We start from the raw sequence: 18,280 nt of genomic DNA on the forward strand, positions 1-18,280 counted from the left end.
CGGTTTGGCCGGCGAGGGGAGGTTTTCCACGTTGTCCGCACCGCGGCATGCATTGGCAGCGTGCGCACCCCTCGGAACACGCAAGAAACCGTCAATTGACCTGCCGCGGGCGCCCTCCTAAAACTCCGCGGACATTGAAGAATTTGGGCCGGACCGCGGCATTCAGGGAGAACAACGATGCGTGACGTCTTTATCTGCGATGCCGTGCGGACCCCGATCGGCCGTTTCGGCGGTTCGCTCGCCAAGGTGCGCGCCGACGACCTCGCGGCAGCCCCGATCAAGGCGCTGATGGCCAAGCATCCCAATCTCGATTGGGCACAGGTCGACGAAGTCTTCTTCGGCTGCGCCAACCAGGCCGGCGAGGACAACCGCAACGTCGCCCGCATGGCGCTGCTGCTTGCAGGCCTGCCGGATTCGGTTCCCGGCCAGACCCTCAACCGGCTCTGCGCCTCCGGCCTCGACGCGGTCGGTGCGGCCGGCCGCGCCATCCGCTCCGGCGAGATCGAGCTTGCGATCGCGGGCGGCGTCGAATCCATGACCCGCGCGCCCTTCGTGATGGGCAAGGCGCAGGAAGCCTTCTCGCGCTCCGCCGAGATTTTTGACACCACCATCGGCTGGCGTTTCATCAATCCGCTGTTGAAGGCGCAGTATGGCGTCGACGCCATGCCGGAGACCGGCGAGAACGTCGCCGAGGAATTCCAGGTCTCGCGCGCCGACCAGGACGCCTTCGCCATCCGCTCGCAGCAGCGCGCGGGCGCAGCGATCGCGGCGGGTTATTTCGCCGAGGAAATCACGCCGATCACCATCCCCGGCGGCAAGGCCGGCCCGATTACGGTCGACAAGGACGAGCATCCGCGCCCCGAGACGACGCTGGAAGGTCTGGCAAAACTGAAGCCGATCGTGCGCAATCCCGGCACCGTGACTGCCGGCAACGCCTCCGGCGTCAATGACGGCGCCGCCGCGATGATCCTGGCCTCCGAAGCCGCCGTGAAGAAGCATGGCCTCACCCCGCGCGCCCGCATCCTCGGCCTCGCCTCGGCCGGCGTGCCGCCGCGCATCATGGGCATCGGCCCGGTGCCGGCGACCCGCAAGCTGATGGAACGCCTCGGCAAGAAGATCAGTGATTTCGACCTGATCGAGCTCAATGAGGCCTTCGCCTCGCAGGGCATCGCCTGCATGCGCCAGCTCGGCGTTGCCGACGATGCCGATTTCGTCAATCCGCATGGCGGCGCCATCGCGCTCGGCCATCCCCTCGGCATGAGCGGCGCGCGCCTCGCGCTCACCGCCGTCCACGGCATGGAAAAGCGCGGCGGCAAGCTGGCGCTGGCCACCATGTGCGTCGGCGTCGGCCAGGGCGTTGCCGTTGCGATCGAGAAGCTGAATTAAGCTTTCTCTTCTCCCTCTCCCCGCAAACGGGGAGAGGGCCTTTCGAGGGCCGTGTCATGATCATCGAGCGCGAGCAGGACGTCACGGCCGCTGCACTGGCGGTGATGGAGCGGACGTCCGATCCGCGGCTGCGCCAGATCATGGTCTCCCTGGTCAAGCATCTGCACGCCTTCGTCCGCGATGTCCGCCTGACCGAGAAGGAGTTTCGGGACGCGACCGCGATCGTGGCCGAACTCGGCAAGCTCACGACCGACACGCACAACGAAGTCGTGCTGATGGCGGGCTCGCTCGGCGTCTCGCCGCTGGTGTGCCTGCTCAACAACGGTGATCAGGGCAATACCGAAACCGATCAGTCGCTGCTCGGCCCTTTCTGGCGGTTGAACTCGCCGCGGGTCGAGAATGGCGGCTCGATCGTCCGCTCGGAAACGCCGGGTGCGCCGCTGTTCGTCAGCGGCCGCGTCGTCGACAGGGACGGCCGTCCCGTCGCCGATGCGGAGGTCGATGTCTGGCACGCCTCGCCGGTCGGTCTCTACGAGAACCAGGACCCTGATCAGGCCGACATGAACCTGCGCGGCAAGTTCACGACCGACCAGGACGGACGCTTCGCCTTCCGCTCGGTGATGATGGTGGGCTATCCCATCCCGACCAATGGCGTGGTCGGGCGCCTCCTCGAGGCGCAGAGCCGGCATCCCTATCGGCCCGCGCATCTGCACGCGCTGATCTTCAAGCCCGGATTCAAGGTGCTGATCTCGCAGGTCTACGACCCCGCCGACCCGCATATCGACAGCGACGTGCAGTTCGGGGTGACGCAGGCACTGATCGGCAAGTTCCAGCGCCACGACACGCCGCATCCAACCGCACGAGACGTCCCGACCCCCTGGTATTCGCTCGACCACACCTACCGGCTGGAGGCCGGTGAGGCCGTACTGCCGCGTCCGCCGATCAAATAGGGCGGTCCAGCCGGGCGCAGGACAGCTGCCAAACCCGCTTCCCTAGATTAGTTATGTTCTATAATGATCGGGGGAAGCGTTGACCGGCCGGAGCAAAATGGCCGGGGAGGAGTTCGCCAATGACATTCATCTATCCCGTCGATAGCAACAAGGCGCATCCGCTGCCGCTGTCGCCCGAATACAAGAGCTCGATCAAGCGCGCGCCGAACAAGCCCTTGATCCCGATGCGGCACACGCTGTCGGAATTGACCGGCCCGGTCTACGGCCACGAGACCGTGCGCGAGGGCGATGCCGATCTCACCACCCAGCATACCGGCGAGCCGATCGGCGAGCGCATCATCGTGCACGGCCATGTGCGCGACGAGGACGGCCGCGGCGTGCCGAACTCGCTGGTCGAGATCTGGCAGGCCAATTCCTGCGGCCGCTACGTCCATGTCCGCGACCAGCACCCGGCGCCCCTCGATCCGAATTTTACGGGCGCGGGCCGCACCGTGAGCGATGCCGCCGGCTACTACCGTTTCGTCACCATCAAGCCTGGCGCCTATCCCTGGGGCAATCACCACAACGCCTGGCGTCCCGCGCATATCCATCTGTCGGTGTTCGGCCATTCCTTCGTCACGCGGCTCGTGACGCAGATGTATTTCCCTGCTGACCCGCTGTTCCCGTTCGACCCGATCTTCAACTCGGTGCCGGACGAGAAGGCGCGGGCGCGGATGGTGTCGTCATTCGACCTCGAGAACACGCAGCCCGAATGGGCGCTGTGCTACCGCTTTGACATCGTGCTGCGCGGCAAGAACGCCACGCCAATGGAGAACACTTAAGTGCAGGACAACGGTATTACCCCATCGCAGACCGTCGGTCCGTTCTTCAAATACGGCCTGACACCGACCGGCGAATACGCCTGGAACGACGCGTTCACCAATTCGACGCTGACGCCCGACGTCACCGGGGATCGCGTCCGCATCGAAGGCCGCGTGTTCGACGGCGACGGCGTCGTGGTGCCCGACGTCATGCTGGAGATCTGGCAGGCGGACGCGCAGGGCCGCTTCGCCGACCCGCAGGACAAGCGCGCGCTGCCCAATGCGAGCTTCCGCGGCTTTGCCCGCTGCGGCACCGACAAGGACGGCAATTATTCCTTCGACACCATCAAGCCGGGCGCGGTGCCCGATCCCGACGGCAAGCCACAGGCGCCGCACATCGTCCTTGCGGTGTTCGGTCGCGGCATGCTGCGGCATCTCTACACCCGCATCTATTTCAGCGACGAGGCCGGCAATGCCGCCGATCCCGTGCTGGGACTGGTGCCGGCCGATCGCCGCGCGACGCTGATCGCGGCGCGCGAGACGGGGAAGGCGGTCTATCGGCTCGACCTGCGGCTTCAGGGCGACGACGAGACGGTCTTCTTCGACATGTGAGGCAGCAACGCGTGGCGGCGATATCGACAGCCGCCACGCGTTTCTCATCCAGCGCAACTGAGCTGGTTGCTGCGTTTCATCGGGCCTGAGACGTTTCTGTTCGTGCCCCGAGTCGGTCTCGCTGACTCAAAAACGACCGACTGACGTCCTCTTTTCGTAATTTTCCGGTGCCCGCGGGATACAATTTCCGCGCGAAGCAATCCCGTGTTTACCGCAGTTGTTTAGGGTCCGTTCGGATTTCGACCTGCGCCATTGGATTGTTTCATGAAAATTCGTCTCTCGCTTTCTTCTGCAGTCATTGCATTCGGGATCGTGCTCGCCATCGGCTTTACTGCCGTCGTCTCGACCAGCCTTTACGCCCTGCGCGAGCTCAAGGTCGGCGGTCCGCTTTACTCCGACATCAAGCTCGGCAACGACCTCATCGCGGATATCCTGCCGCCGCCCGAATATGTGATCGAGGCCTATCTCGAGGCCACGCTCGCCATGCGCGAGCCGGACCAGCTGTCGGCCCATGGCGAACGCCTGGTCCAGCTCCGCAAGGATTACGATGAGCGCAAGGCATTCTGGACCACCTCCAGCCTCTCCACCGATCTGAAGACGGCGCTGGTGTCGAAATCCGACGCCGAGGTGCAGAAATTCTGGAAGCTTTTGTCCGACCAGCTCCTGCCGGCCCTCAAAGCCAAGGACGTGGCCGGCGCCGAACGTGCCTATGCGCAGCTCAAGGACGCCTATACCGCGCACCGCGCCGTCATCGACAGCATCGTCGAGAGCGCCAACAAGCAGAATGCGGACATGGAGAAGCTGGCCGCCGAGCGCGACAGCTCGATCCTCTACATTCTCCTCGGAGTCTCCGCAGCCGTCCTGGCCTTCATTGCCGCAGGCCTGCTCGGCGTCGCGCTTGGCGTGGTACGCCCGATCGTGCGCATGACGGACACGATGCAGAAGCTTGCGACCGGCGATCTCGCCGCCGACATCCCCTTCGCGCACCGCCAGGACGAGGTCGGCTCGATGGCGGGTGCGCTCCAGGTTTTCAAGCAGGGGGCGATCGAGAATTCGCGGCTGCGCGAGGAGCAGTTGCGGAAGGAGCAGGAGGCCGCGACGGCCAAGCGTGGCGCCCTGCACCAGATGGCCGAGACCGTCGAGCGCGAGACCGGCCGCTCGGTCGATTCCGCCAGCGTGGCAAGCCAGGGCGTCGAACGGGCCGCCTCCAGCCTGTCCGAGATCGCCCGGTCGCTGTCCGCGGAGTCGCAGGCGGTGGCCTCGGCCTCCACCCAGGCGCTGGGCAGCTCGCAGACCGTCTCGGCCGCCGCCGAACAACTGAGCGCCTCGATCCGGGACATCGCAACCCAGGTGGCACGGACCAGCACTGTCACGAAATCGGCGGTCGCCGGCCGCGAGCAGGCGCGTTCGACCATCCAGGCGCTGGCGGGCGCGGTGAAGAAGATTGCGGAGGTCTCCGACCTTATTGGCGGCATCGCCGGCCAGACCAACCTCCTGGCGCTCAATGCCACGATCGAGGCCGCGCGGGCCGGCGAGGCCGGCCGCGGCTTTGCGGTGGTTGCGGCCGAAGTGAAATCCCTGTCCGACCAGACCGCCAAATCCACCGAAGAGATCGGGCGCCTGATCGCCGAGGTGCAGGCCTCGACCCAGGCCGCAGTCGATGCCGTCGAGACGATGGGAGGCCACATCGTCGAGATCGACGGCGTGGCGACCTCGGTCGCGGCGGCGATGGAGGAGCAGGACTCCGCAACGCGGGAGATCGCGCGGTCGATTTCCGAATCGGCATCCGCTGCGAAGGAGGTCTCGGCCAAGATCGCCAATGTCAGCCGCGACGCCGCCTCGGTGGACGAGCGCGCCACGGAGGTGAGGCAGGCGATTGCGGGCATGGCGGCCAACCTGGAATCGCTGCGGTCGGTCGTCGTCCGGACCGTGCGCGACTCGACCGCCGCGGCTTGAGCCGGGCGCCGGGTCTGCAACTGGTGTGTGGGGTCGTGATCGTGCAGTATGGCGCGGGACAGGGGCATCGTGGTCATGACACCTCCACAACTGCCGGCGGTCGTTGAGCCCGCCCAACTGACGGCTGCGCTGCGCAGGGGTGGCGTGCTGGACGCTGGCGCGGTGCGCGAGGTGAAGGTGCTGCATCAGCGTGACACCGTCGTGTCACACATCGTCCGCCTCGGCCTGCGCTATGTCGGGGAATCCGCCGGTGCGCCGCAATCACTGATCCTGAAGACCGCCAATTCCGCGTTTGCGCAGACGCTCGCCAATGCCGGCCGGCACGAGGTGGCGTACTACACGCAGCCTGCGCCGAAGATGCCGCTGGGATTGGTGCCGCGCTGCTTCGACGCGCATTTCGACGAAGAAAGCCTCGCCTGGCACCTGCTGCTCGAGGATCTCACCGACAGCCACGAGGTCGCAACGCAATGGCCGCTGCCGCCGTCACGCGAGCAGGCGATCGCGATCGTCACGACGCTGGCGCGCTGGCATGCGGCCTGGTGGGACCATCCCGATCTCGGCGAGACCGTCGGCAGCTGGGCGAGCACCGAAGACAGCACGCAGCACATGGAGGCGTTTGCAGGTCATTACGACCGCTTTGCCGATTTGCTCGGTGACCGCCTCAGCGAGGAGCGACGCCTCATCTACCGTCGCCTCATCGATCAGTCGGCCCGGCTATCCGAGCGCTATCATTCGCGCCGTCATCTCAGCATCACCCATGGTGATGCCCATAGCTGGAATTTCCTGCTGCCCCGCACCGGTGTCGCCGATACCGCGCGCATCTTCGACTTCGACCTGTGGGGCATCGACGTCCCGACCAACGATCTCGCCTACATGATGGCGATGCAATGGTACCCGGAGCGACGGCAGGCGCTCGAACGCTCGCTGCTCAATTTCTATCATGACACGCTGATCGAAAGCGGCATCACGGGCTACACGCGAGGTGCGCTCGATCGCGACTACCGTTGGTCCGTGCTCTGGCACATCACCAAGCCGGTCTGGCAGTGGAGCATCAACATCCCGCCGGTGATCTGGTGGAACAATCTGGAGCGGGTGATGATGGCGGTCGAGGATTTGGGCTGCGAGGAGTTACTGTAGTAACTCGTGCCGCCTGCTCGCTGTCGTCGCCCGGCTTGACCGGGCGACCCAGTATTCCAGAGACGTTTGTGGGCTTCGGAGAAGCCGCGGCGTACTGGATGCCCCGCCTTCGCGGGGCATGACGCCAGTGGCTACTCCATCACCGCATGTTCCGGCCCCGCGGCCTGCTTGCGCAGCGTGGCCTTGGTCGAGCCGATCAACAAGGCGAGCGGGATGGTGCAGAGGATGAAAAACATCACCAGCTGGTAGTCGTGCGCGAAGGCGATGATCTGCGCCTGCACGCTGACCATTCTGTCGGCCATGGCGCGGCCGGCGTCGGTGGAGAGATCGATCATGCCGCTGACGCTGGGCATCTGGAGCGCGTGGTTGAACGGGTTGATGTATTCGGACAGGATCGCGTAGGTCCGCCGCGTTCCCTGGGTCAGCTGGGCGATGACGACGGAGATGCCGACCGAACTCGCCACGTTTCGCATCAGGGTCAGCATCGCCGTGCCGTCGGTACGCAGCTCGTTCGACAATGTCAGGAACGCCACCGTCGAGAGCGGCACGAAGACGAGGCCGAAGCCAAAGCCCTGGATGACGCTGACGGTGACGATCTCCGGCACCTGGGTCAGGTCGGTCCACCCGGTCATCTGGAACAGCGAGCCCGCGGTCAGCGTCAGGCCGGTGATGATCAGCGTGCGTGCCTCGAAATAACGCATCATGCGGCCGACCAGCATCATGGCGAAGAAGGTGCCGAAGCCGCGGCTCGCCAGCAGCAGGCCGGCGGTGATGATGGGATAGCCGATCACGTTCTGCATGTAGGGCGAGGCCAGCGCCATGGTCGAGAACAGCACGAGCCCCATCACGACCATGAACATGCAGCCGGTGACGAAATTGCGATCCTTGAACAGCGCGAAGCGGATGAACGGCGTCGACGTCGTGAAGGAGTGCGCGAGGAAGAAGTAGAAGGCGACGGCCGAGACGATGAACTCTGCGATGATCTCGCCGGATTCGAGCCAGCCCAATTGCTCGCCCCTGTCCAGCGCGAGTTGAAGCGAGCCGATCGCGACCGCCAGCGCGGCAAAGCCGAACCAGTCGAATTTGAGGCTGATATCCTTCCGGGTCTCGTCCATGAAGACGATCAGGCCGAGCACGGTGACGGCGCCGAACGGCAAATTGACGAAGAACACCCAGTGCCAGGAATAGGTCTCGGTCAGCCAGGCGCCGAGCGAGGGGCCCATGATCGGGCCCATCATCACGCCCATGCCCCAGATCGACATCGCCTTGGCGCGTTCCTGGAGCGTGTAATAATCGAGCATGACCGATTGCGACAGCGGCACCAGGGCCGCGCCGAACACGCCTTGCAGCAGACGGAACAGCACCATCTGGTTGATGTCCTGCGCGAGCCCGCACAGCACGGATGCGAAGGTGAAGCCGGCGGCGCAGATGATGAAGATGCGCTTGCGGCCGAAGCGGTTGGCGATCCAGCCGACCGGCGCCGTCATGATCGCGGCGGCGACGATGTAGGAGGTCAAGACCCAGTTGATCTGGTCCTGCGAGGCCGACAGTGAGCCCTGCATGTAGGGCAAGGCGACGTTGGCGATGGTGGTGTCCAGCGCCTGCATGATGGTCGCGGTCATGGCGCAGATCGTCACCATGTTCCTGCGCAGGCCGGGGACCATCAGGCTGGCATTGGGGCCGGACATCGGATCAGTCCTTGTCCTGGTCTTTGTCCTGGTTCGCTGTCGCCGACAATCCGAACAGGCCGGCGAGCGAGCGCTTGTGGCCGGTGTCGATGGTGGCGTAGACGCTCATGCCGGCCTTCAGCTTCCGCACGTATTTGTCGGTCTCGTCGAAATAGATCCTGACAGGCACGCGCTGTACCACCTTGACGAAATTGCCGGTGGCGTTCTGCGGCGGCAGGATCGCGAATTGCGCGCCGGTGCCGGGCGAGAGCGAACCGATCTTGCCCTTGAAGACGTGGTTCGGGAACGCGTCGACCTCGAGGGTCACAGGCTGTCCCTCGGTGACGTGGGTGAGGTCGCTCTCCTTCGGATTGGCATCGACCCAGGGGTGGGCGACGTCGATGATGGAGAACACCGGCGTGCCGGCGGTGACGTAGCGGCCGAGCTGAATCTGCTCGACCTGCGTCGCAACGCCGCCCATCGATGCCCGCACCACGGCGTGGTCGAGATTGCGCTCGGCATTGTCGAGCTTGGACTTGGCCTGCGCGTAAGGCGGGAATTTCTCCAGCGGCAGGTCGGTCTCGCCGAGCAGCTGCGTCTTGGCCGTCGAGATCTGCTGCTTGACGTATTGCGCGATCGAACCTGACGTGACCAGCGCGTTCGCGGAGTTGTCGAGGTCGAGCTGCGAGCCGTAGCTGTTCTTCACCAGCGCCTGTTTGCGCTCGACGTCGCGCTGCTTCAGGTCGACGCCCTGTTGCGCAAGGTTGAGCATGTCGCCGTAGATCTTGATGTTGGCGCGGAGGTTGTCATAGGTCGACTGCGCCTGCATCAGCTGCGCCCTCGCCTCGTCCACCGCGAGGCGGAACGGCACGGGATCGATCTCGAACAGCTCGTCGCCTTGCTTGACGATCTGGCCTTCCCTCACGACGACCTTCTGGATCTTGCCGGAGATGTCGGGCGTCACCAGGACCTTCTGCGCGCCGACATAGGCATCGTCAGTGCCGACATAGCGGCCGCCGTTCAGATAGAAGGTGAGGCCGCCGACGGCGACGACGAGCGGCAGCACGACCAGGAGCAGGACGCGGCGATAGCGGCGCAGGCCCGCCACCAGGCGGCGGCGCGGATCGGTACCGGCTTTCTTGGTGGGCTTGCCGCTGTCGCTCTTCTGCTCGGGCTGGAACTTGAGGACCTGATCAGCCATAGCGCTGCTCCTTACGCGCTTGTTCCGCGCCGGATGTCTGGATCGCGTTACGCACGTTTTCCTTGATGGATTCGAGTTGGGTGAGGAGACGGTGGGCGTCCGCCGGGCTGATGCCGTCGAGTGCGTTCGCCGTGAGTTCCGATTTCAGGCCGCTCATCTTGCCGAGCAGCGCACGGCCGGCCTTCTTGAGATAGAGGCGCTTGACGCGGCGGTCCGAGGCGTCGCTGCGGCGCTCGATCCAGTCGCTGTCGCAGAGCTTGTCGATCAGGCGCGTCAGCGTGATCGGCTGCATCTCCAGCAACTCGGCGAGTTCCGACTGCTTCATGCCCTCGCTGCGCTCGACCTTGGCCAGGACCGCCCATTGAGCGCGGGTGATGCCGAAGCGCGATGCCTCCTTGTCGGCATAGACCCGCAAGAGGCGGTAGAGTTCACCGAGCGTGAACAGGAAGTTCTGGTCGACGGACCCGCGGGTCATAACGTTATCTCCAATGAGCTTGACTATAATAAGCAAGCTTATGATTATTTCGTGGCGGATTAGCGGGACGCTGTCCCGCAGCAAGAGCATGGCTGACAGGCGCATTCCCGGTCGCGCTTTGGGTTCCACGGCCGAAATGCTAGAAGGCAGGCCACATGACCCTCGCAAAGCCGGCATTTCCGACGCCTGACCACGATCACGGCCGCTGCACCGCGGACGCGCTGGCGCACGCCGAGACGGTTTGCGAGGCTCGCGCGCAGAAATTCACGCCGATCCGCCGCCAGGTGCTGGGAGCGCTGCTCTCCAGCCACCGGCCGCTCGGCGCCTATGAGATCATCGACGAATTGGCAAAGTCGATGCCGCGGCCGGCGCCGATCACGGTCTACCGGGCGCTCGATTTCCTGATGGCCAACGGCCTCGTGCACCGCATCGAAAGCCGCAACGCCTATCTCGCCTGCGCCGCCCACGACCATGACGCGACCTCGGCGGTAGCGTTCCTGATCTGCGAGCGTTGCGGCCTGGTCGGCGAGATCCCGTCGGCGTCCTTCGCCAAGGACCTCAATGCCGCGGCGCGCAGCTCAGGCTTCGCACCAAAACTGTCCGTGGTGGAGATTACGGGCGTCTGCGCCCATTGTCAGAAAGCTGCATAAAGCAACAACGGCGCAAGCCGGTATTCGGGAAGAAATGTCCGCACCACAAGCCATACCGTCCGCCGGTCGCCCCCTCAGTGCCGGCGCCATCGCCCTGATGCTCATGCTGTGCCTGACCTGGGGCTTCAATCAGATCGCGGTGAAGCTGGTGCTGCCGGAGGTGCCGCCGATGCTCCAGGCGATGATCCGCTCGATGGGTGCGTTGCCCGTGCTGTTCATTATCGGCAGCTTGCGCGGCGTCAAATTCTTCGAGCGCGACGGCACCTGGAAGGCCGGCCTGATCGCCGGGCTGATGTTCGGCGTCGAGTTCGTGCTGATTTTCCAGGGCCTGCGCCTGACCTCGGCCTCGCGCGCGGTGGTGTTCCTCTACACGGCGCCATTCTTCGTCGCGCTCGGGTCCTACCAGGTGCTCGGCGAGCGGCTCGGCGGCACCCAATGGCTGGGGCTGGCTGTGAGCTTTGCCGGAGTTGCGCTCGCGATCGGCGTGCCGCAGCCCAATGTGGATTCGCACATCCTGCTCGGCGATCTCCTGATCGTGGCCGGCGCGGGGCTTTGGGCGGCGACCACACTGGTCGCCAAGGGCACCCGGCTGCGCTTCGCGGCGCCGGAAAAGGCACTCGGCTATCAGGTCGCGACCTCGATCCCGATCCTGGGCACCGCCGCCTGGCTGTTTGGGGAGACCATCACCCGGACCCCGTCGCCGCTGTCGCTCAGCCTGATGGCCTTCCAGGCGATCTGGGTGGTTGGAACCACGTTCACGCTTTGGTTTGCGCTGGTGAAGACCTATTCGGCCAGCAAATTGTCGGCTTTTACCTTCATCACCCCTTTGTTTGGCGTGGTGGGTAGCTATTTCATCATGCACGACACCTTGAGCCTGACATTCGGGGCCGCTGCGATCCTTGTAATTGCTGGGCTTTTTCTGGTTAACCGTCCCAGCTCAACGGCTGCGGCGCCGCGCGATGCATTGCTCAACGTCACCAAAACCTGATATTTGGACCCCATGAACAAGCTCGAAAACCCCATTGATTCCGACATCGCGGGCCCGGCGCCCCGGCACCGGACCACCCAGGTCAAGGTCGGCGACGTCGCCGTTGGCGGCGGTGCGCCGATCGTCGTGCAGTCGATGACCAACACCGACACCGCCGACATCGACGGCACCATCGCCCAGGTCGCAGCGCTTGCGCGCGCCGGCTCCGAAATGGTCCGCATCACCGTGGACCGCGAGGAGGCCGCTGCTGCCGTTCCGCATATCCGCGACGGACTCGCCAAGCGTGGCATCACCACGCCGCTGATCGGCGACTTCCACTATATCGGCCACAAGCTGCTCGCGGCCTATCCGGCCTGCGCCGAGGCGCTCGCGAAATATCGCATCAATCCCGGCAATGTCGGCTTCAAGGACAAGCGCGACACCCAGTTCGCCGACATCATCGAGATCGCGAACAAGAACGGCAAGCCGGTCCGCATCGGCGCCAATTGGGGTTCGCTCGACCAGGAGCTGCTGACCAAGCTGATGGACGAGAACGCCGCGTCCGCCAATCCGCGCGACGTGCGCGCGGTGACGCGCGAGGCCATGGTGCAGTCGGCGCTGCTATCGGCGGCGCGCGCCGAAGAGCTCGGCATGCCCAAGAACCGCATCATCCTGTCGGCCAAGGTTTCGGCCGTGCAGGATCTGATCGCGGTCTATCAGGATCTCGCGACGCGTTCCGATTACGCCATCCATCTCGGTCTCACCGAGGCCGGCATGGGCACCAAGGGCATCGTGGCATCGTCGGCCGCGCTCGGCATCCTGCTTCAGCAGGGCATCGGCGACACCATCCGCATCTCGCTGACGCCGGAGCCCGGCGGCGACCGCACCCGCGAAGTGCAGGTCGGCCAGGAATTGCTGCAGACCATGGGCTTCCGCACCTTCGTGCCGCTGGTTGCGGCGTGCCCCGGCTGCGGCCGCACCACATCGACCACGTTCCAGGAGCTGGCGAGCTCGATCCAGGCGTTCATCCGCGACGAGATGCCGGGCTGGAAGACGAAATATCCGGGCGTCGAAGAGCTCAACGTCGCGGTGATGGGCTGCATCGTCAACGGCCCCGGCGAATCCAAGCACGCCAATATCGGCATCTCGCTGCCGGGCACCGGCGAAGCCCCGGCCGCGCCCGTGTTCGTCGACGGCAAGAAGTTCCGCACGCTGCGCGGCCCGACCATCTCCGCCGACTTCAAGGCGCTGGTGATCGACTACATCGACCAGCGCTACGGCCAGGGCGCCAAGGTCCCGGTGACCGCGGCGGAGTAAGCGCCTACTGAACATTGAAATTGTAGGGCGGGTTAGCGCAAGCGTAACCCGCCTTATTTTTTGCGCGACCGTGAAATCCGGGGCGCTGCCCACCGCGGAGCGACCGTTCCCGGATTGCGCTTCGCTCCGTCCGGGCTACGATGTCCCCAATCAACAATGATTGGGAGCAACACCCATGAGCTCGCTATCCGGCAAGCAAGGTCCGCGCTACCGCCACACGGCCGAAGACGGCGCGGCTTACGAGACCATCGCGGTCGAAAAGCTCACCCCCATCATCGGCGCGGAAATATCCGGCGTCGATATCGGCAGCCTCGTCGATGGCGATGCCCGCTCCAACCGGCAGATGGACGAGATCCACCGCGCGCTTGCCGAAAACCTCGTCATCTTCTTCCGCGATCAAGACATCACGCCAAAACAGCATCTTGCGTTCGGCCGCAAGTTCGGCGAGCTGCATTTCCATCCCGCCGCGCCGCACGAGGACGAGGATCCCGCGCTGATGAAGATCTACGCCGACAAGAACTCGCCGCGGGCGAACGGCGAGGGCTGGCATTCGGACGTGTCCTGCGATCTCGAGCCGCCGATGGGCTCGATCCTCTACATCAAGCAGTGCCCGCCGCGCGGCGGCGACACGCTGTTCGCCAACATGTACGCGGCGTATGAGGCGCTGTCGGATCGGATGAAGGCGTATCTCGACGGGCTGACCGCGCTGCATGACGGCGAGCCGATCTATCGCGGGCTTTACGCCAATTACGGCGTCGCCGATCGTCCGTCCTATCCGAGCGCCGAGCACCCCGTGGTGCGCACGCATCCGGTGACGGGGAGGAAGGCGCTCTACGTCAACCGCGGCTTCACCCGCCACATCAACGGCATCCCGCGCGACGAGAGCGATGCGATGCTCGCCTATCTCTACCAGCACGCCGAAAACCCGCTATTTCAGTGCCGCTTCCGCTGGACCGAGAACGCCATCGCGTTCTGGGACAACCGTTGCACCCAGCACCGCGCGATGTGGGACTACTGGCCGCATACGCGCTCGGGCACGCGCGTGACGGTGAAAGGGGAGCGGCCGGTGTGAGAGCTCGGCGAGGGTGCCATGCGCGCCTGAGAACACATTCTACCTCCGGCACGCCTCCAGCATGTCCTGGATCGTCATTTTTTTCTGGTCGACGCCGTCTCCGTTGATGTTCTCAGTTTCGATGTGCTCCTCGAGAAAATGCGGGGGCGGCAGGTGGAGCATGCTCACGTGGGAAGGCTTGCTGACCAGGCAGGCCTCTACGATCCGTTGCAGGCTGCGGGCTCCGTGGCGGAGCGGGATGGCCAGCAGAAACTTGCACAGGTCATCCTCGACGGCCTTGAGAAAGACCGTCTTGCCGATTTTGGAGCCATTGCGGAGGAATTCACGCAGTAGCACCGCCCGTGCGAGCTTGGAATAGTCGTTCTTCCAGGACGTCCTGAACACTTGGCATCGTTGCCTCGGGGCAGGGCTTTCATCTCCGGCCTTCGCGGCGGTCTCACTCTTGTCGTCGCCCGGCTCCTGGAGCTCGATGATGCCGGGCATGTCGAGCGCGGTGTACAGACGGCTGTGGAAGTCGCGCGCCTTCAGAAGTACCGCCTCGGATGGTTCGTCGCCTTGTCCGGGTTTCGTCGTTCGGCACGCCCAGATGCGAAATTCGTCTGCTGTCGGGAACGTGCCGCCTATGAAAACGAATACGGCCGTGCCGATCGGCCGCTTCAGACGGCCGTCGAAGAAGTGCGCGTCCTGCATCGGCATCAGGAACCGGGCCAGCCATCCGCCGCGTTTGCCGTCGAAGACGCTGTCGAACTCGTCCCACAGCACGAGCGGCACCTTGCCGCCGACGCTTTTCGAGGCGATCGTGTCGAGCGCGCGCGTAAGCTGCGCCTCGTCTGTGAACTGCGAAAGATTGAATTCGTCGACGTTGAAGATCTCGTTTTTCGAATCAATCAGGCGGGCGATCTCTCGCGACAGAAACGATTTGCCGGATCCGGGACTGCCGAACAGCGCGAAATTGAAGACCTTTCCGTCTTCCGGCTCATTGTGGCGATGGCTCAGCACGTGCTGCCTGATCCGCTGCGCAAGGTCGAGCATCGGAGCGGCATCCTTCGGATTGGCCATTGCGAAGTTGCCGAACTGCATCGAAATTCGTTGCCTTAGCCTGAAAGACTGGATCTCATCCTTGGCGAACGAATCGAGTGGGCATGGCTTGTCCTTGATCTTGGTCCAGTGATCGCTGCTGATCGGCGGCCCGTGGCCATTGGCGGCCTTCCAGGCGTCGTCGAACTTGAGCTTCAATCGGTCGAAGACCTCCTTGTCCTGTCCCACATCCTTTACGACCTTGTAGCAATTCTCCGGCGACGCGACGAAATGCTCCGATATCTGCTTCTCGATGGTTCGGAAGATACGCAGCAATGCCGACGACCTTTCGGCCGCGTCTTCCGGCCACTGGACCATGCACATCACTTCGTATGGCCCAGGGCTTTGCCCGGTTTCCTCGTCCTTCACTTCGAGCAGAAGGTCCGTCGCCTCCCGCTGTTGCTTGCTCCATATCTCGGGAGGATAGTTCAGGTGAAGCTTGGTTCCGGACTCTTCGCCAATCAACACCAACTCGTCGGGCTCGCAGTAACCGTGGCTGCGGAGGCGCTTGCATCGCATCAGCCCCTTCCGGATCGCGAGAGCGAGGTTGGGAGTTTTGGGAGATTCCGCCAGATCTTCGAGGATGCCGTAGGTTAGAAGCGCATGAGCGCCGATGATTCGACTGTGCTGCTCGAAATCCGACAGACCGGGCTGTGTGCCTGGCACAAGGAACAGCTGTCCGAGCGGCCTTGTGTCTTCACGCAGATATTCCGGCTTCCGATCCGCCGCCTCAATTGGCCAGCAGCCCGGCCCGATCCAGATCACGCCGTCCTCGTAGACGGGAATCACGATATGGAAGCGCCAGTCGTTCCCCGCCGCGTCGAACAGATACTCGTATTCAGGCCGCCTTAGATAGTCATAGGTCTGCGACCAGACGCCGCTCCACGTTCCCGAGCCGCGCAGATCACCATCGCGGATCTGCGCCAACGCGCAGATCAGCACGACCATTGGGGCGCCATCTTTCTTGGCAGCAAGTTTTTTCAGCAGGGGAGCGAAGCGGCCCGGGTCGGCGGTTCGGATCAGGATTGGCGGCTTTCTGCCGTTCTTGCACGACTCCTCATATCGTCCGAAAAGCACCTCCTGCTGCATTTCCCACTCGGCGTGGCTCGGCGCCCGGAAGAAGCCGCGCCCGGTGTCCCAGAAACACACTGCCTCCACGGCTTCGCTATCGTATCGTGGAGTTGCAGCGGTGAACGGAGGAACGTAAGGCACGCCACTCTTGCTCAGGAGGTTAGCGGCTGCCCGCCAAGTTTCGTCGCGATCGACGGCGACCTTCTCATTTGATCGCGTCCTGAAAATCTCTCGCCACGCCTGGTTTGGCGATTTCGTCAGATAAGCGCGCGTCCTCTCCTCCTTGGTCTTGCCGGCATTCGAACGCCTTCTGAGAACAAAGATCGAGCCGCGATCCTGCGATGCAAAGGCATTGCTGATCGGGAATGAATTGCCGGCCACGGCAATGCCGTTGGCCGCGAGCAGTGCGTGGATTCCGGCGGCGCCCGCCAAGCATTGGCGCATATCGAAACCAGCCGCATAGTGCCAGTCGTCCCGTGACAAGGGTGAGGTCCATGCGAGCCATTGATCGGCGTCTTCTGCTCGCATGTCATAGATGTGGCAGTCGACAATAGGGTCGCCGAGCACGATGACCTTCGGCTTGTCCGCTTGAAGATTAGGCGTGGCGCTGCTCGTAACCATCGGTCGCTCCATTTTCCGAAACGACGGGCAACGGGTAGCCTAGCAACGACAGGCGGGAACAAACAACCAAAAATTGTAGATGTGAATTTAATCCTGTCGGGCGAAAGCTGTTCGGTGGTGAGTTGCGGATACCTGAGATGGTGCGAATTGACGCCCGGCCTTGGCCGCGTCAATCTTCCCGAAAACAAATTGGGAGGGCCTGCCATGCTCCGCGCCGAGGACAACAAATTCCTGACCGAGGCTGGCCCCGGGACGGGAATGGGCGAATTGCTGCGCCGCTTCTGGATTTCTGTGCTCCCGTCGAAGGAGCTTCCTGAACCCGATGGCGAACCGAAGAAGATCGTCGTGCAGCGCTTCGGCGACGTCGCCGACTTCGTCGGCAGGCCGAGGATCGCGGCAGCGGAGTAGGACTTGTCGTTAGGACGGGGCATCGTCACAATTCTCCTCGTGTCGCTGGTCGCAATGTTGCTTCCGTCGATCGACGCGGGCCGTGCTGCCCCGGCCCGAAAGGTTGCGAAAGCCAGACCTAAGCCGTCGCCCGCACCGGAGAAATGCGAGCCGCGAAAATTTCGGATCGTCGTCGACGTCGGGCACACCCCGGACTCCTACGGCGCGTTGAGCGCGCGCAATGATCCGGAGTTCGGCTTCAACTTCCGGCTCGCAAGGCTGGTCACGGCAAAACTCAAATCCGAAGGCTTTACCGCAACCCGGCTGCTCGTCACGGACGGCAAGGCGCGGCCGAGCCTGTTCAAGCGCGTCAGTGCCGCGAATGACGGTCGGGCCAATCTCGTGCTGTCGATCCATCACGACTCAGTGCCGGACAAGCTGCTCGAGACCTGGGAATTCGACGGCGCAAAGAGCTATTTCAGCGACCGCTTCTCGGGCCACTCGCTGTTCGTGTCCGAGCGCAATCCGCACTTCACCACCAGCCTGAAGCTGGCCCGGATGATCGGCAGACAGTTGAAGGAGCAGGGCCTGCACTATGCCAGCCAATACACCCTGCCGGTGATGGGCCGCTACCGGCGCCAGCTGCTCGACAAGGATGTCGGCGTCTACCGCTATGACGGGCTCGTCGTGCTGTCGCGAACGAGAAGTGCGGCAGTTCTGCTCGAAGCCGGCTCGATCATCAACCGCGACGAGGAGATGGAGATGAACTCGTCGGAGCGGCAGGAGATGATTGCGGGCGCCGTTGCGGCGGGGGTCGGGGATTTTTGCAAGATGCGATAGTTGGCGCTGCCGTCATTGCGAGCGAAGCGAAGCAATCCAGAGTCGTTCCACGGCAGCAGTCTTGATTGCTTCGCTTCGCTCGCAATGACGAGAA

The 18,280-nt window shown here is 63.9% G+C and carries 16 protein-coding genes; 12 read left to right on the forward strand and 4 right to left on the reverse strand.

Annotated features, from left to right (window positions below; translation table 11 throughout):
* The first annotated feature begins 177 nt into the window (after positions 1 to 177).
* The 6 genes from pcaF to ABIB95_RS13015 all read left to right on the forward strand — a co-directional run bounded on the left by pcaF (position 178) and on the right by ABIB95_RS13015 (position 6,841).
* Complete coding sequence (gene pcaF, locus ABIB95_RS12990) at positions 178 to 1,386, forward strand: 3-oxoadipyl-CoA thiolase (RefSeq protein WP_027542154.1); 1,209 nt, start codon at positions 178 to 180, stop codon at positions 1,384 to 1,386.
* Between the two features lie 56 nt (positions 1,387 to 1,442).
* Positions 1,443 to 2,336: a dioxygenase family protein gene (locus ABIB95_RS12995; RefSeq protein WP_354239805.1), complete on the forward strand. Its 894-nt coding sequence runs from the start codon at positions 1,443 to 1,445 to the stop codon at positions 2,334 to 2,336.
* Between the two features lie 119 nt (positions 2,337 to 2,455).
* The gene (gene pcaH, locus ABIB95_RS13000; RefSeq protein WP_071909017.1) at positions 2,456 to 3,157 is read left to right on the forward strand and encodes a protocatechuate 3,4-dioxygenase subunit beta; all 702 of its coding nucleotides are present in this window, start codon (positions 2,456 to 2,458) and stop codon (positions 3,155 to 3,157) included.
* Positions 3,158 to 3,748, forward strand: coding sequence for a protocatechuate 3,4-dioxygenase subunit alpha (gene pcaG / locus ABIB95_RS13005; protein ID WP_354239807.1), 591 nt, complete (start codon positions 3,158 to 3,160; stop codon positions 3,746 to 3,748).
* Between the two features lie 264 nt (positions 3,749 to 4,012).
* Positions 4,013 to 5,704 (forward strand): methyl-accepting chemotaxis protein, encoded by a 1,692-nt coding sequence (locus tag ABIB95_RS13010; protein ID WP_354239809.1) that lies wholly within the window; start codon positions 4,013 to 4,015, stop codon positions 5,702 to 5,704.
* A 48-nt stretch (positions 5,705 to 5,752) separates the two neighbouring features.
* On the forward strand, positions 5,753 to 6,841 hold the full coding sequence (locus tag ABIB95_RS13015; protein ID WP_085404050.1) for a phosphotransferase: 1,089 nt from the start codon (positions 5,753 to 5,755) through the stop codon (positions 6,839 to 6,841).
* Positions 6,842 to 6,972: 131 nt separating this feature from the next.
* Here ABIB95_RS13015 and ABIB95_RS13020 read toward each other — a convergent pair whose 3' ends face one another.
* From ABIB95_RS13020 to ABIB95_RS13030, 3 genes are read right to left on the reverse strand one after another with little or no spacing between them, the layout of a single operon-like run.
* Positions 6,973 to 8,529, reverse strand: a complete 1,557-nt coding sequence (locus ABIB95_RS13020; RefSeq protein ID WP_354239812.1) for an MDR family MFS transporter — start codon at positions 8,527 to 8,529, stop codon at positions 6,973 to 6,975.
* A 4-nt stretch (positions 8,530 to 8,533) separates the two neighbouring features.
* Positions 8,534 to 9,709, reverse strand: coding sequence for an HlyD family secretion protein (locus ABIB95_RS13025; protein ID WP_354239814.1), 1,176 nt, complete (start codon positions 9,707 to 9,709; stop codon positions 8,534 to 8,536).
* On the reverse strand, positions 9,702 to 10,184 hold the full coding sequence (locus tag ABIB95_RS13030) for a MarR family winged helix-turn-helix transcriptional regulator (RefSeq protein ID WP_014491125.1): 483 nt from the start codon (positions 10,182 to 10,184) through the stop codon (positions 9,702 to 9,704). The genes ABIB95_RS13025 and ABIB95_RS13030 overlap by 8 nt, the downstream gene beginning before the upstream one ends.
* Before the next feature lie 155 nt (positions 10,185 to 10,339).
* Between ABIB95_RS13030 and ABIB95_RS13035 the strand changes: the two genes are divergently transcribed.
* From ABIB95_RS13035 to ABIB95_RS13050, 4 genes are all read left to right on the forward strand, one after another.
* Positions 10,340 to 10,834, forward strand: a complete 495-nt coding sequence (locus ABIB95_RS13035; protein WP_038943833.1) for a Fur family transcriptional regulator — start codon at positions 10,340 to 10,342, stop codon at positions 10,832 to 10,834.
* 34 nt (positions 10,835 to 10,868) lie between these two features.
* Entirely contained in the window at positions 10,869 to 11,822 is a 954-nt protein-coding gene (locus ABIB95_RS13040; RefSeq protein WP_354239816.1) for a DMT family transporter, read from the forward strand.
* Positions 11,823 to 11,834: 12 nt separating this feature from the next.
* Complete coding sequence (ispG, locus tag ABIB95_RS13045) at positions 11,835 to 13,118, forward strand: flavodoxin-dependent (E)-4-hydroxy-3-methylbut-2-enyl-diphosphate synthase (protein ID WP_354239818.1); 1,284 nt, start codon at positions 11,835 to 11,837, stop codon at positions 13,116 to 13,118.
* Between the two features lie 175 nt (positions 13,119 to 13,293).
* Entirely contained in the window at positions 13,294 to 14,190 is an 897-nt protein-coding gene (locus ABIB95_RS13050) for a TauD/TfdA dioxygenase family protein (RefSeq protein WP_354239820.1), read from the forward strand.
* Positions 14,191 to 14,229: 39 nt separating this feature from the next.
* Here ABIB95_RS13050 and ABIB95_RS13055 read toward each other — a convergent pair whose 3' ends face one another.
* A complete protein-coding gene (locus tag ABIB95_RS13055) occupies positions 14,230 to 16,959 on the reverse strand; it encodes a hypothetical protein (protein WP_354239822.1) in 2,730 nt (909 codons plus the stop codon).
* Between the two features lie 204 nt (positions 16,960 to 17,163).
* Between ABIB95_RS13055 and ABIB95_RS13060 the strand changes: the two genes are divergently transcribed.
* Positions 17,164 to 17,367: a Rieske (2Fe-2S) protein gene (locus tag ABIB95_RS13060; protein WP_354239824.1), complete on the forward strand. Its 204-nt coding sequence runs from the start codon at positions 17,164 to 17,166 to the stop codon at positions 17,365 to 17,367.
* Between the two features lie 54 nt (positions 17,368 to 17,421).
* Positions 17,422 to 18,186, forward strand: coding sequence for an N-acetylmuramoyl-L-alanine amidase (locus tag ABIB95_RS13065; RefSeq protein WP_502917827.1), 765 nt, complete (start codon positions 17,422 to 17,424; stop codon positions 18,184 to 18,186).
* Positions 18,187 to 18,280 lie beyond the last annotated feature (94 nt).

The sequence above is a fragment of the Bradyrhizobium sp. LA2.1 genome (assembly GCF_040547725.1).
Taxonomy (GTDB): domain Bacteria; phylum Pseudomonadota; class Alphaproteobacteria; order Rhizobiales; family Xanthobacteraceae; genus Bradyrhizobium; species Bradyrhizobium barranii.

Excerpts from the sequence above, each read along its gene's own strand:
- ABIB95_RS13065 (WP_502917827.1), top strand. The coding sequence starts at position 17,422 with ATGTTGCTTCCGTCGATCGACGCGGGCCGTGCTGCCCCGGCCCGAAAG.
- ABIB95_RS13035 (WP_038943833.1), top strand. The coding sequence starts at position 10,340 with ATGACCCTCGCAAAGCCGGCATTTCCGACGCCTGACCACGATCACGGC.
- ABIB95_RS13025 (WP_354239814.1), bottom strand. The coding sequence starts at position 9,709 with ATGGCTGATCAGGTCCTCAAGTTCCAGCCCGAGCAGAAGAGCGACAGC.
- ABIB95_RS12995 (WP_354239805.1), top strand. The coding sequence starts at position 1,443 with ATGATCATCGAGCGCGAGCAGGACGTCACGGCCGCTGCACTGGCGGTG.
- ABIB95_RS13020 (WP_354239812.1), bottom strand. The coding sequence starts at position 8,529 with ATGTCCGGCCCCAATGCCAGCCTGATGGTCCCCGGCCTGCGCAGGAAC.
- ABIB95_RS13030 (WP_014491125.1), bottom strand. The coding sequence starts at position 10,184 with ATGACCCGCGGGTCCGTCGACCAGAACTTCCTGTTCACGCTCGGTGAA.
- ABIB95_RS13040 (WP_354239816.1), top strand. The coding sequence starts at position 10,869 with ATGTCCGCACCACAAGCCATACCGTCCGCCGGTCGCCCCCTCAGTGCC.
- ABIB95_RS13050 (WP_354239820.1), top strand. The coding sequence starts at position 13,294 with ATGAGCTCGCTATCCGGCAAGCAAGGTCCGCGCTACCGCCACACGGCC.
- ABIB95_RS13055 (WP_354239822.1), bottom strand. The coding sequence starts at position 16,959 with ATGGTTACGAGCAGCGCCACGCCTAATCTTCAAGCGGACAAGCCGAAG.
- ABIB95_RS13010 (WP_354239809.1), top strand. The coding sequence starts at position 4,013 with ATGAAAATTCGTCTCTCGCTTTCTTCTGCAGTCATTGCATTCGGGATC.
- ABIB95_RS13015 (WP_085404050.1), top strand. The coding sequence starts at position 5,753 with ATGGCGCGGGACAGGGGCATCGTGGTCATGACACCTCCACAACTGCCG.
- ABIB95_RS13060 (WP_354239824.1), top strand. The coding sequence starts at position 17,164 with ATGCTCCGCGCCGAGGACAACAAATTCCTGACCGAGGCTGGCCCCGGG.
- ispG (WP_354239818.1), top strand. The coding sequence starts at position 11,835 with ATGAACAAGCTCGAAAACCCCATTGATTCCGACATCGCGGGCCCGGCG.
- pcaF (WP_027542154.1), top strand. The coding sequence starts at position 178 with ATGCGTGACGTCTTTATCTGCGATGCCGTGCGGACCCCGATCGGCCGT.
- pcaH (WP_071909017.1), top strand. The coding sequence starts at position 2,456 with ATGACATTCATCTATCCCGTCGATAGCAACAAGGCGCATCCGCTGCCG.